This window comes from Streptomyces sp. NPDC050485, assembly GCF_044458185.1.
Lineage (GTDB): Bacteria > Actinomycetota > Actinomycetes > Streptomycetales > Streptomycetaceae > Streptomyces.
Genome location: NZ_JBITHR010000006.1, coordinates 35776 through 47583, shown reverse-complemented (window position 1 = coordinate 47583; position 11808 = coordinate 35776). Strand labels below are relative to the sequence as shown.

The following is an 11808-nucleotide window of genomic DNA, read 5'->3' as shown; positions in this document are numbered from 1 at the left end:
GGGGACGGGGTTTGTGACGTTCTTGTGAGCCCTCGCCGTATTTCAGAGGGATACCCGCGCTGTTCTGCCAGCGGCAGAACACCGGCCGGACCGGGCTCGACGATCACTACAGTCCAGTCACATGACGACGATTGCGACGCGTACGGTCGAGTATCCGGCCGACGGTTTGACGATGATCGGGCACCTCGCTCTCCCGGCCGGTGTCGACCGCCGGCCCGCGGTGCTGCTCGGACCAGAGGGCATGGGGCTCAGCGACGTCGAGCGCCGCCGGGCCGATGCTCTCGCCGAACTGGGATATATAGCGCTGGCCTTCGACCTTCACGGCGGGCGCTATTTGGGCGACCCCGAGGAGATGCTGGCCCGTTGCCTGCCGCTGCTCGCCGACCCCGACCGGATGCGAGGCATCGGCCACGCGGCGCTCGACGTGTTGCGCACCGAACCGCGGACCGACCCCGACCGGATAGCCGCCGTCGGCTACGGCACCGGAGGCGCCATCGCGCTGGAACTCGGGCGCGATGGCGTCAACCTGCGCGCGATCGGGACAGTCAACGCAACTACCACGGGCCGACCGGGCGAGGCGGCGCGCATTCGCTGCCCGGTGTGGGCCGGGGTCGGGTCGGAAGACCCGATCATGCCGCCCGCGCAACGGAACGCGTTCACCGCTGAGATGCAGGCCGCGGGCGTCGACTGGCGCCTCGCGGTCTACGGCGGCGCCTTGCACGCCTTCCACCACCCGCCGGTCGACCACCCCATGGTCCCCGGCGTCGGCTACCACCCACAGCACGCGCAGCGAGCCTGGCGCGACGTCGTCGACCTGCTCGCCGAGTGCCTGCCCGTGACGGAGGATCTGGGGCATGACCCAGGTAAGCATGCTGACGCCGGGCACTGACAGCCCCCTCCCCTCAAGTCCGCACAGCAGAACCACATTTGGGCAGATGCTCGATCGCGGAGACGTATTCACAACTGCCGCAGTAAATACCGCATTTACCGCGGCGGAGCCCCTACCGTGATCATCGCGACCTGCGGCGGGGCAATCCGGCCGCCGGGGCGAGGTGTACGCATTTACTGCGGCAGTGCCGGGAGGACGGGGCGGGCGTGACGATCGAACCAGTGACCGAACTCGGAGCCGGGGACGCGTTACGGTTGCCGCGCGCCCGCGTCGTGCCCATGTCCGCTCCTCCGGCCACGTACATCGCGGCGGTCGAGCGGTACCTCACCGGTGCGGGTATCGCGAAGTCGTCCGCGCGGATCTACCGGATCTCGCTGACGACATGGGGGTGGATGCTCACCGGCGAACCGGCGCCGACCGGACCCGCCCGCCGGGGCGCGAAGCCGCCCCTCTTCCCCGTCGCCGCAATCGACGATCCGGCGCTGCCGGAGGTGCTGGCCGAGCTGGCGGCGGCGCGGGCGGACGAGATGGACGCCGACACCGTCAACCGGGAGCTGTCCATCGCGTGCAAGGCGATCGGCTGGTGGCAGCGCCAGGGCTGGATCGAAGGCGATCCGACGATCGGCATCGAACGGCGGCCGGCACCGCCGGACCGCACCAAGGCCCTGGCGGAAAGCCAGATCGCCGCCCTGTGGCGCCTGGACGTCGGGCTCCGGGAAAAGACCTGCTGGAAGATGCTCTACGAGTCCGCCGCACGGGCCGACGAGGCGCTGTGCCTGAACGTGGAAGACCTGTACCCGCAGGACAAACGTGGCAGGATCACCGCCAAGGGTGGGGCCACGGAGTGGATCCACTGGCAGGCCGGCACCGCCCAACTGCTGCCCCGGCTCATCACCCGGCGCACCCGCGGCCCGCTATTCCTCACCGACCGCAAGGCCCCGGCCGGAACACCGACACTGGACGTGTGCCCCGAGACGAGCCGGGCCCGGCTCTCCTACCGCCGGGCCGAGGAGATCTTCGAGGAGAACACCCGCCTGCTGGCCAACCTCCTCGCCTCCCCGGACGACATCGAGGACCTGGACGGCTGGACCCTGCACCGGCTCCGCCACAGTGCCCTGCCACACGACGCCGAGGACGGCACTTCCACCCCCATGCTGCTGGTCCGCTCCCGTCACGCCTCCGTCCGCTCCCTGGAGCGGTATGCCCGTCCCGGCGTCGACTCGGTCGCCCGACACGTCGCCGAACGCGACCCCGCCGCACGTCGCCGCACGTAAATCCGAGCGGATCAGGGCTTCAAGATCATCCCGTTGCCCCTTTGGCGCGTATCTCGGTCACACCCCCGCTTCACTTCTGCGGGGCTCTGCACCCCGTGTGCGGAGGGGCTCGGTCAGCCGGGCTCTTCGCCCAGCGTGTCGAGGGCCTCGGTCAGCCAGCCGATCCAGAACGTCTCCAGCTCGATGCCGCCGCGCAGCACCAGATGCCGCAGCCGGTCCTGCTCACTGTCCCGCTCGGGCGGGAAATCCTTCGTCTCGATCGCCCGGTACGTCGCCAACTGCGCGCGGTGCAGGGCGAGATGACGCTCCAGCTCGCCCCGCAGACCGCCCGTGCCGATCACCGCCGCCGCCCGCATCCGCAGCAGCAGCGGATCCCGCATCGGCTTGGGATCCTGGCCGGCCGCCGCCCACTGGGCCAGCTCCGCGCGGCCTGCGGGCAGCACCTCGTACTCCTTCTTCTGCCCGCGGGCCGGTGCGGCGGACGGCAGTGCGCGGATGAACCCGGACTGCTCCAGCTTTCCCAGCTCGCGATAGATCTGCTGGTGCGTGGCCGACCAGAAGTAGCCGATCGACTTGTCGAAGCGGCGGGTCAGCTCAAGCCCCGACGAGGGCTTTTCGAGCAGTGCGGTCAGGATCGCGTGCGGGAGAGACATGACCGCATCCTAGGTTCGGCCCCGCTTCTCAGACCGACGCGGCGAGCCGGGTGCCCTGGTCGATGGCGCGCTTGGCGTCCAGTTCGGCGGCCACGTCGGCGCCGCCGATGAGGTGCACCTGCGCCCCGGCCGCGCTCAGCTCCTCGTACAGGCCGCGCCGCGACTCCTGGCCCGCGCACAGCACGACGGTGTCGACGGCGAGGACCGACGACTCGCCGCCGACGGTGATGTGCAGGCCCTCGTCGTCGATCCGGTCGTAGGTCACGCCCGGAACCATCGTCACGCCGCGGTGCTTGAGCTCGGTGCGGTGGATCCAGCCCGTCGTCTTGCCGAGCCCCGCGCCGACCTTCGACGTCTTGCGCTGGAGCAGGTGCACCTGGCGCGGCGGCTTGGGCCGCTCCGGCTTGCGCAGTCCGCCGCGCTCGGCGTACGCGGTGTCGACGCCCCACTGGCGGAAGTACGTATCCGCGTCCAGGCTCGCCGCGTCTCCGCCGTCGGTGAGGAACTCGGCGACGTCGAAGCCGATGCCGCCCGCGCCGACGACAGCGACCCGCTCGCCGACCGGCGCCCCGTCGCGCAGTACGTCGAGGTAGGTGACGACGCTGGGATGCTCCGAGCCCGGGATCTCGGGGGTGCGCGGAGTGACACCGGTCGCGATCACGATCTCGTCGTACGAGCCGTCACCCAGGTCGGCCGCGCTTACCTCGGTGTTCAACTTGACGTCCACACCGTGCAGTTCGAGCTGCGTACGGAAGTAGCGCAGCGTCTCGTCGAACTCCTCCTTGCCGGGCACCCGCTTGGCGATGTTCAGCTGGCCGCCGATCCGGTCGGAGGCGTCGAACAGCGTGACGGCGTGCCCGCGCCCGGCCGCCGACACGGCGAAGGCGAGCCCGGCCGGGCCCGCACCGACCACCGCGAGGCGCTTGCGCAGCTTGGTGGGGGACAGGACCAGCTCGGTCTCGTGGCAGGCGCGCGGGTTGACCAGGCAGGAGGTGATCTTCCCGCTGAAAGTGTGGTCGAGGCAGGCCTGATTGCAGCCGATGCAGGTGTTGATGGTCTCGGCCCGGCCCGCACTCGCCTTGGCCACGAACTCCGGGTCGGCGAGGAAGGGCCGCGCCATCGACACCATGTCCGCCCGTCCCTCGGCGAGCAACTGCTCGGCCACTTCAGGGGTGTTGATGCGGTTGCTGGTGATCAGCGGGATTGACACCGACCCCATGAGCTGCTTCGTCACCCAGGTGTACGCGCCCCGGGGCACCGAGGTCGCGATCGTCGGGATGCGCGCCTCGTGCCAGCCGATGCCGGTGTTGATGATCGTCGCCCCGGCCGCCTCGATCGCCTTCGCGAGCGTGACGACCTCCTCCAGCGTCGAGCCGCCGGGCACCAGGTCCAGCATGGAAAGGCGGTAGATGAGGATGAAGTCCGGGCCCACCCGCTCCCGGGTGCGGCGCACGATCTCGACCGGGAACCGCATCCGGTTCTCGTAGGCGCCGCCCCAGCGGTCGGTGCGCCGGTTGGTGGCTCCCGCCACGAACTCGTTGATGAGGTAGCCCTCGGAGCCCATGATCTCGACGCCGTCGTATCCCGCCGACTTCGCGAGCTCGGCCGCCCGGACGAAGTCCTCGACGGTCCGCTCGACCTCGTCGTCGCTGAGGGCGTTCGGCACGAAGGGGCTGATCGGCGCCTGGAGCGCGCTCGGCGCCACCAGGTCCTCGTGGTAGGCGTACCGCCCGAAGTGCAGGATCTGCATCGCGATCCGGCCGCCCTCGCGGTGCACCGCGTCGGTGACGGTCCGGTGCTGGGCGGCCTCCGCCTCGGTGGTCAGCTTGGCGCCGCCCGCGTACGGGCGGCCCGCGTCGTTGGGCGCGATGCCGCCGGTGACCATGAGGCCGACCCCGCCGCGGGCCCGCTCGGCGTAGAAGGCGGCCATCCGCTCGAAGCCGTTCTCGGCCTCTTCGAGCCCGATGTGCATCGAGCCCATCAGCACCCGGTTGGGCAGGGTGGTGAACCCGAGGTCGAGGGGGCTGAGCAGATGGGGGTACGCGGTCATGGGGGCGCCTCCGGATGGGGTGTCGTCGCCTCCAGTTGTAGACCAGCGGGTCCAGGTTATGCAACAAGTTGCATAACCTGGACCGGGCGTGATCTCGCTCTCACACCCAGGGCGGCGGCCCGTCGGGGGCGAGCGGATGGACGTCGAAGAGCACGGCCGCCTCCACGCCCATGGCCGGGCCCGACGCCCGGGCCATCCAGGTGAGGAAGGGAGCCGGGGCGAACGTGTCCGCCTCCGCGCCCAGGCCGTTCGCGTACTCCGCGTGCGCCGCCAGGGACGCGATGCCCCGCTCCAGTGGATCGCCGGTCACCTCCACCCCGTGGGTGGGCCGCTCGGCACCCGCGAACGCGACGAAGCGGATCCCGCCCCAGGGTTCGAGGCCCTCCTCCGCCAGCTCGGGGAAGATCCAGCGGTTTCCCGCGTCCCGCGCCGCGTCGAGCGCCGTGAGGCCCACCGCCCGGTGGTCGGCCTGATTGACCAGACCGCCGATCATCCGCACCGTGTACGCCCCCGACACCACCACCTCCGGACGGAATCGGCGCAGGGCCCGCACGATGTCCCGCCGCAGCTCGATGCCGTACTCGACGACCCCGTCGCGATGCCCCAGGAACTCGACGTCCGTGACGCCGACCTCCCGCGCACCGGCCCGCTCCTCCGCCTCGCGCAGCGGCGCCGCCCGGTCCGGATGCATCCCGTCGATGCCCGCCTCCCCGCGCGTCGCCAGGAGGTAGCCGACCTGCTTGCCCTGCGCGGTCCAGCGGGCCACCGCGGACGCCGTGCCGTACTCGATGTCGTCCGGGTGGGCCGCGACGGCCAGAGCGCGGTTCCAGTCCTCCGGCAGCGGGGGGAGCGGCTGCCCGCCGGCAGCGCCCCATTCGGTGAAGGCACTCATGCCCTCATGATGACGCGGGGACGGGGGCCGCGACAGCGGAGCGGAGGCCGCAGGGGGCGGGTCTGTGTCGTCGGCAGCTGGATGCCGGGGGCCGCCCCCGGCACCTGGCGGCTCCGGGGGCCCATCGTCGGCTGGCGGGGGTGGGCCTGCGGTGGCGGCGGCCGGATGCCGGGGGCCGCCCGCCGGCGGATGGCGCCTTCGCGGACCCACCGCCATTCGGCGCCTGCCCGGTGCCGACGGCAGCGAGGCGGCCCGCCGCCCGCCCTCACACCTTGCGGTACCCGTACGCCTCCACCGCCGCCGTCTCCACCGCGTCCAGGTCCGCGCCCGCCGACGCGCTGACGACCGCGGCGACCGCGCCCTCCACGAACGGGGCGTCCAACAGCCTTGTCCCGGCCGGGAGTTCATCGCCCTCCGCGAGGAGCGCCTTGACCGTGAGGACGGCGCTGCCCAGGTCGACCAGTACGGCGACGCCCGCCCCCTGGTCCACGGACTCCGCGGCCCGCGCGATCAGTTCGGCGCTGGTGCCGAGGCCGCCGTCGGGCAGCCCGCCCGCGGGTGCCACGGGAGCGGTGGCCCCGCCGCCCGCGAGGCCCCGGGCCAGCTCGGCGACGGCCGCGGCGACCGCCGAGCTGTGCGAGACCAGCACCACCCCTACCAGCCCTGCGGGCCCGCTCACGCCGCGGCCTCCGCGACTTCCGCGAGTGCCCCGATCAGCAGCGCGGACGAAGCCGCCCCCGGATCCTGGTGTCCGATCGACCGCTCACCGAGATAGCTGGCCCGCCCCTTGCGGGCCTGCAGGGGTACGGTCGCGAGCGCCCCCGCGTCGGCTGCCGCGGCCGCCGCATCGAAGGACTCGCCGAGCGCCCCGACCGCGGGCAGCAGGGCGTCCAGCATCGTCTTGTCCCCGGCCGCCGCCCCGCCCAGCTGCGAGACCGCCGCGACCCCGGCCCCGAGCGCCTCGGCCAGCTGCTCCCTGGTGACCTCCGCGGCCTCCCCGAGCGCCTTGCCGGTACGCCGCAGGAGCGTCCCGTACAGCGGACCCGACGCACCCCCGACCGTGGAGATCAACTGCCGCCCGGCCAGCGCGAGTACGGCCCCCGGTGTGCCGGGCTCCTCCTTCTCCAGGACCGCCGTCACGGCGCGGAAACCGCGCTGCATATTGGCGCCGTGGTCGGCGTCGCCGATCGCCGAATCGAGATCGGTCAGCCGGGCCGCCTCCCGGTCCACGGCGGCGGCAGCGGTGGACATCCAGCGGCGGAAGAACGCGGCGTCGAGCACAAGCCCTCCTTCGGGCATCGGTTCACCGACCCCACCGCAGTGCGGGCGTGTCCACCGGGGCGTCCCACAGCCGCAGCAGCTCCTCGTCGACCTGACAGAGCGTCACCGAACAGCCCGCCATGTCGAGCGAGGTCACATAGTTCCCCACGAGCGTACGGGCCACCGCCACACCCCGCTCGGTGAGCACCCGGTGCACCTCGGCGTTGAAGCCGTACAGTTCGAGCAGGGGAGTGGCGCCCATCCCATTGACCAGCAGCAGTACGGGACTTGACGGCCGCAGATCCTCCAGAACGGCGTCCACCGCGAAGTCGGCGATCTCCCGCGACGTCATCATCGGCCGCCGCTCCCGCCCCGGCTCGCCGTGGATGCCGACCCCCAACTCCAGCTCGCCCGGCGGCAGATCGAAGGTCGGGCTGCCCTTGGCGGGCGTGGTGCAGGCGGCGAGTGCCACCCCGAAACTCCGCGCGCTCCCGTTCACCTGCCGGGCGATCGCCTCGACGCGTTCGAGCGGCGCACCCTCCTCGGCGGCCGCCCCCGCGATCTTCTCCACGAACAGGGTGGCGCCGGTACCGCGCCGTCCGGCCGTGTAGAGGCTGTCGGTCACCGCGACGTCATCATTGACCAGCACCTTGGCGATCCGGACGCCCTCGTCCTCGGCGAGCTCGGCCGCCATGTCGAAGTTGAGCACGTCGCCGGTGTAGTTCTTGACGACGAACAGCACTCCGGCGCCGCTGTCCACGGCCGCCGCCGCCCGCACCACCTGATCCGGCACCGGCGAGGTGAACACTTCGCCGGGGCAGGCCCCGGACAGCATCCCCGGTCCCACGAACCCCGCGTGCAACGGCTCGTGCCCGGACCCGCCGCCGGAGACCAGAGCGACCTTTCCGGCCACGGGCGCGTCACGGCGTACGACGACGCGGTTCTCGACGTCGACCGTGAGCCCGGGATGCGCGGCCGCCATCCCGCGCAGCGCGTCCGCGACGACGGTCTCGGGCACATTGATCAGCATTTTCACGCGTACCTCCACGGTGCGCCGGCCGCGGGGGCCGACCTCTTGCCAAGGTTCCTGCGGGACGGCCCCCAGTATCACGTCCAGGTGGGCTCCCGGCACATGCGGCACCGCGCGGCCCGGCGGCGACCCCAAGAACCCGTCGCTTTTCGGTCATGTACAGCTCATGTAGAGGTAAGGATTCAGCACGTCGTCATCTGTTCACTTCCAGGGTCTACTCGCATAGACCGCAGGGGTGGTGTCATGCCGTCAGAAGCCCGGCACACCCGGCCGGGCCCGACTCACGGAGCACCCCACATGCGTCCGATATCCCGATTCGGCTCTGCCGCCTGCGCGTTGACCCTCGCCGCCGCGGGTCTCGTGCTCGGCACCGCCACCGCCCATGCCGCTCCGGCGAGCACCGGCTCGTCCTGCTCGCAGGCCCGTCTGCCGCTGCCCGACCCGGTCTGTACGCCGGGCGCCTGGAATCCCGCTGTCACCCAGGCCACCATCAAGTCCACGATCTGCGTGTCCGGCTGGACCTCGACGGTGCGCCCGCCGACGTCGTACACCAATCCGCTGAAGGTCCAGCAGATCGCCGCCTACGGCTACAGCGACACCAACACCGCGGACTACGAGGAGGACCACCTCATCCCCCTCGAACTCGGCGGCGCCCCGCGCGACCCGCACAACCTGTGGCCCGAGCCCCGCTACGGCAGTGAGCCCGCGCAGAGCAAGGACCTGGTGGAGACCCGGCTGAAGACCGCCGTCTGCAAGGGCAGGGCCGGCCTCAACGACGCGCGCAACGCGATCGCGACCGACTGGACCACGGCGCTGGCCAAGCTCGGCCTCTGACGTACCAGGCGGACAGCAGCCCGGCGCGGGCGGTTCGGCGCGAAACGACCGCCGTCCGCCCGCGCCGTCCCTGTGCGCACAATGTCCCCGGTTGCCCCTGTTCGCGCCCGAGTTCAGGGGGGCCTCGTGTGCCCCTCGTGGAGCGGGACGGCACCCTGGTCCCATGCACTCGCTCTTCAGGCGCGCCCGCCCTCGCCGTCGCGCCCTCGTCCTCACCCTCGTCGCATCCCTCGGCGCCGCCGGCGCCCTCTGGTACGCGCTGCCCTCCGGCCGAGCTCAGCCGGGCCCCGTCGTCATCCGGGTCGACCAGGCCGGATACCTTGCCGACGCGAGCAAGGAGGCGTTCGTCATGGGCGGCGAGGACAGACTTGCCGGGGCGCGCTTCGAGGTGCTGGACGACGCGGGCCACAGCGTCCTGAGCGGCCCGACCGGACCGAGCACCGGCGCCTGGAACGACAGCTACGACTCGGTGCGGACCCTCGACCTGTCGGCGCTGACCCGGCCCGGCACCTACCGGGTCCAGTTGTCCGGCACCGCCACCGCCACCTCCCCGCGGTTCGAGGTCGCCCCCGCGGGCGAGCTGATGAAGGGCCTCGCCGAGGACAACGTGCGCTTCTTCCAGGCCCAGCGGGACGGCGCCGACATCGTGCCCGGCGTACTGGACCGCAAGCCCTCGCACCTCGCGGACCGGGCCGCGACCGTCTACGCCGCGCCGCACTACAACAAGGACGGCACCGAGCTGAAGGAACCGCTGCGCAAGGCCGGCGGGCCGGTCGACGTGTCCGGCGGATGGTTCGACGCGGGGGACTTCCTCAAGTTCACCCACACCGCCGCGTACTCGACGGCCCAACTCCTGCTCGCCCAGCGTTCGTTGCCCGCCTCGCCGGGTCTGGCGGCCGAGGCCCGGCACGGGGTCTCCTGGCTCGACAAGATGTGGGACGGCCGCACCGGAACGCTCTACGCGCAGGTCGGCATAGGCGCGGGCAACAAGGATGTCCAGAGCGACCACGACGTGTGGCGGCTGCCGCAGGCGGACGACGTGATGAACGCGGGTGCCGGCGCACCTGGCCACGCGCTCAAGTACCGGCCGGTGTTCCGCGCCAACGAGCCGGGCGCACCCATCAGTCCGAACCTGGCGGGCCGGGTCGCCGCCGTGTTCGCGCTGGCCGCGCAGACCGATGCCAAGAGCGACCCGCAGGGCGCCCGGCAGTGGCTGGAGAAGGCGGCGGCCGTCTACAAGCAGGCCGACACCCACCCCAGCGGCGATCTGGTCACCGTCTTCCCCGGCAACTTCTACCCGGAGGACTCCTGGCAGGACGACATGGAGTTCGGCGCCACCGAACTGGCTCTGGCCGCAAAGGAGTTGGGCGACGGGCGGGGTACGAAATGGCAGGGGGAGGCCGGTGACTGGGCGCGCAGGTACATCGCCTCGGACGCGCGCGGCACGCTCGGCGTCGCCGATGTGAGCGCGCTCGCGCACGCCGACCTCATCAGGCTGGGGCCGTCGGGCGCGGCCGTGGGTGACCTGCGCAGGCAGCTCGCCGACGGCGAGCGGCGCGCCGCGAAGGATCCCTTCCAGGCTGGCGCGGTCTACACCGACTTCGACGCCGTCCCACACACCTTCGGCCTCGTCGCCACGGCCCGCCTCTACGCGAAGGCGACCGGCGACCACCGCTACGACGCGTTCGCCGAGCAGCAGCGCGGCTGGGCGCTCGGCGCCAACGCCTGGGGCACCAGCTTCATGATCGGTGCGGGTGAGGTGTACCCGCACTGCCCCGGGCATCAGGTCGCCAACCTGGCCGGCAGCCTCACCGGCGAGGGGAAGATCCTGCGCGGCGCGGTCGTCAACGGCCCCAACGGCGCCCGGAATGTCACCGAGCACAACTCGTTCGACGGGATGCGCACATGTGAGGCCGGCGCGGCCGACTGGAAGCGGTTCGACGGGAAGGGCGCCCGCTACCTGGACCACGTCGGCGCCTGGCAGACGGTGGAACCCGCCGACGACTTCACCTCGACCGCACTGCTGGCCTTCGCGCTGACGGCGGGGTGAGACGCGGACCCGGCCGGTGTCCCGGCCGGATCACTCCTTGCCCTCGTAGCGGCGCTCGAAGCGGGCGATCCGGCCCTCCGTGTCCACCGTCCGCGCCTTGCCGGTGTAGAACGGGTGGCTCTCCGCGGAGATCTCCACGTCGATGACCGGGTAGGTGTTGCCGTCGTCCCAGTCGATCGTCTCCGCGCTCGTCGCCGTCGACCGGGTCAGGAAGGCGAATCCGGCCGCGCGGTCACGGAAGACGACCGGCTGGTACGGGGGCTGCTTGTCGCGCTGCATGGGATCTCCGGGGGCTTGGCGGGAATCGGTGCGGGCGGGGGGAGTTGGCGCCGCAGACATCGGTGGGCGTCGGAGTCGTCGGGGTCGCCCGCGTACCTACATGACGGCCGCGTCGTCCTCGTCGACGATGTGCATGGCCGCTTCCTCGGCCGAGGCGGCGGCGCCGTCCACACCCACGTCGGTGGCGATCATCCTGCTCTCCTCGTCGGGGTGGGCGCCCTCGTCGGGAGCCACGAGACGCCCGGCGCGGACGCCGCCGACCTCGTTGTCGTGCGGCTCGCCGTCGGTGTCCCAGGTGTCGCCCATGCCGTCGCCCTCGGGCGCGGACACCTCCGGAAGCTCGTCCGTCAGGCGCTTGTCCAGGCTGTCGCCGCGCAGCCGCTCGGCGGCCGTCACGCCGGGGCGCTCCACGGCCCAGGACCGTTCCGGTGGCGAATAACCCTCGTCCAGGGGATCCGGAACCCCGTCGTCCAGGGTGTCCTCGGCGCTGAGGAGGCCCTGGTCGTCCTGCACCTCGGAGCCGTCGGGCTGGTAGACCTCGTCTCCCCACGCCTTACTGTCGACCACGGCTACCTCCTGGGTTGCGACCAGTGGCTC

12 protein-coding genes are annotated in these 11808 nt (G+C 72.0%); 4 read left to right on the top strand and 8 right to left on the bottom strand.

The annotated features are described in order from the left end of the window. Positions 1-121: 121 nt before the first annotated feature. A complete protein-coding gene (locus tag ACIBK6_RS14220) occupies positions 122-889 on the top strand; it encodes a dienelactone hydrolase family protein (protein WP_399051494.1) in 768 nt (255 codons plus the stop codon). A 206-nt stretch (positions 890-1095) separates the two neighbouring features. Continuing rightward, positions 1096-2163, top strand: coding sequence for a tyrosine-type recombinase/integrase (locus ACIBK6_RS14215; RefSeq protein WP_399051493.1), 1068 nt, complete (start codon positions 1096-1098; stop codon positions 2161-2163). 113 nt (positions 2164-2276) lie between these two features. Here ACIBK6_RS14215 and ACIBK6_RS14210 read toward each other — a convergent pair whose 3' ends face one another. The 6 genes from ACIBK6_RS14210 to dhaK form a co-directional block, all read right to left on the bottom strand. Next, positions 2277-2816, bottom strand: a complete 540-nt coding sequence (locus ACIBK6_RS14210; protein ID WP_399051492.1) for a PadR family transcriptional regulator — start codon at positions 2814-2816, stop codon at positions 2277-2279. Positions 2817-2844: 28 nt separating this feature from the next. Then, positions 2845-4866: an FAD-dependent oxidoreductase gene (locus tag ACIBK6_RS14205; RefSeq protein ID WP_399051491.1), complete on the bottom strand. Its 2022-nt coding sequence runs from the start codon at positions 4864-4866 to the stop codon at positions 2845-2847. A gap of 100 nt (positions 4867-4966) precedes the next feature. Continuing rightward, the gene (locus ACIBK6_RS14200) at positions 4967-5758 is read right to left on the bottom strand and encodes a PIG-L deacetylase family protein (RefSeq protein ID WP_399051490.1); all 792 of its coding nucleotides are present in this window, start codon (positions 5756-5758) and stop codon (positions 4967-4969) included. A 265-nt stretch (positions 5759-6023) separates the two neighbouring features. Beyond that, complete coding sequence (locus tag ACIBK6_RS14195) at positions 6024-6437, bottom strand: PTS-dependent dihydroxyacetone kinase phosphotransferase subunit DhaM (RefSeq protein ID WP_399051489.1); 414 nt, start codon at positions 6435-6437, stop codon at positions 6024-6026. Beyond that, the gene (dhaL, locus tag ACIBK6_RS14190; RefSeq protein WP_399051488.1) at positions 6434-7039 is read right to left on the bottom strand and encodes a dihydroxyacetone kinase subunit DhaL; all 606 of its coding nucleotides are present in this window, start codon (positions 7037-7039) and stop codon (positions 6434-6436) included. Before dhaL ends, ACIBK6_RS14195 begins: the two co-directional genes overlap by 4 nt. A gap of 22 nt (positions 7040-7061) precedes the next feature. Next, complete coding sequence (gene dhaK / locus ACIBK6_RS14185) at positions 7062-8054, bottom strand: dihydroxyacetone kinase subunit DhaK (RefSeq protein ID WP_399051487.1); 993 nt, start codon at positions 8052-8054, stop codon at positions 7062-7064. A 291-nt stretch (positions 8055-8345) separates the two neighbouring features. Here dhaK and ACIBK6_RS14180 point away from each other — a divergent pair, with 291 nt between their 5' ends. Both ACIBK6_RS14180 and ACIBK6_RS14175 read left to right on the top strand, forming a co-directional pair. Beyond that, positions 8346-8882 (top strand): hypothetical protein, encoded by a 537-nt coding sequence (locus ACIBK6_RS14180; RefSeq protein WP_399051486.1) that lies wholly within the window; start codon positions 8346-8348, stop codon positions 8880-8882. 163 nt (positions 8883-9045) lie between these two features. Further along, positions 9046-10932 (top strand): glycoside hydrolase family 9 protein, encoded by a 1887-nt coding sequence (locus ACIBK6_RS14175; protein ID WP_399051485.1) that lies wholly within the window; start codon positions 9046-9048, stop codon positions 10930-10932. Positions 10933-10962: 30 nt separating this feature from the next. On the opposite strand, the gene ACIBK6_RS14170 is transcribed toward ACIBK6_RS14175, so the two are convergent. Both ACIBK6_RS14170 and ACIBK6_RS14165 read right to left on the bottom strand, forming a co-directional pair. After that, on the bottom strand, positions 10963-11211 hold the full coding sequence (locus tag ACIBK6_RS14170) for a type B 50S ribosomal protein L31 (protein ID WP_399051484.1): 249 nt from the start codon (positions 11209-11211) through the stop codon (positions 10963-10965). Between the two features lie 96 nt (positions 11212-11307). Then, on the bottom strand, positions 11308-11778 hold the full coding sequence (locus ACIBK6_RS14165; RefSeq protein ID WP_399051483.1) for a DUF5709 domain-containing protein: 471 nt from the start codon (positions 11776-11778) through the stop codon (positions 11308-11310). Between the last annotated feature and the right edge of the window lie 30 nt (positions 11779-11808).

Excerpts from the sequence above, each read along its gene's own strand:
- ACIBK6_RS14170 (WP_399051484.1), bottom strand. The coding sequence starts at position 11,211 with ATGCAGCGCGACAAGCAGCCCCCGTACCAGCCGGTCGTCTTCCGTGAC.
- ACIBK6_RS14175 (WP_399051485.1), top strand. The coding sequence starts at position 9,046 with ATGCACTCGCTCTTCAGGCGCGCCCGCCCTCGCCGTCGCGCCCTCGTC.
- ACIBK6_RS14220 (WP_399051494.1), top strand. The coding sequence starts at position 122 with ATGACGACGATTGCGACGCGTACGGTCGAGTATCCGGCCGACGGTTTG.
- ACIBK6_RS14200 (WP_399051490.1), bottom strand. The coding sequence starts at position 5,758 with ATGAGTGCCTTCACCGAATGGGGCGCTGCCGGCGGGCAGCCGCTCCCC.
- ACIBK6_RS14180 (WP_399051486.1), top strand. The coding sequence starts at position 8,346 with ATGCGTCCGATATCCCGATTCGGCTCTGCCGCCTGCGCGTTGACCCTC.
- ACIBK6_RS14205 (WP_399051491.1), bottom strand. The coding sequence starts at position 4,866 with ATGACCGCGTACCCCCATCTGCTCAGCCCCCTCGACCTCGGGTTCACC.
- ACIBK6_RS14210 (WP_399051492.1), bottom strand. The coding sequence starts at position 2,816 with ATGTCTCTCCCGCACGCGATCCTGACCGCACTGCTCGAAAAGCCCTCG.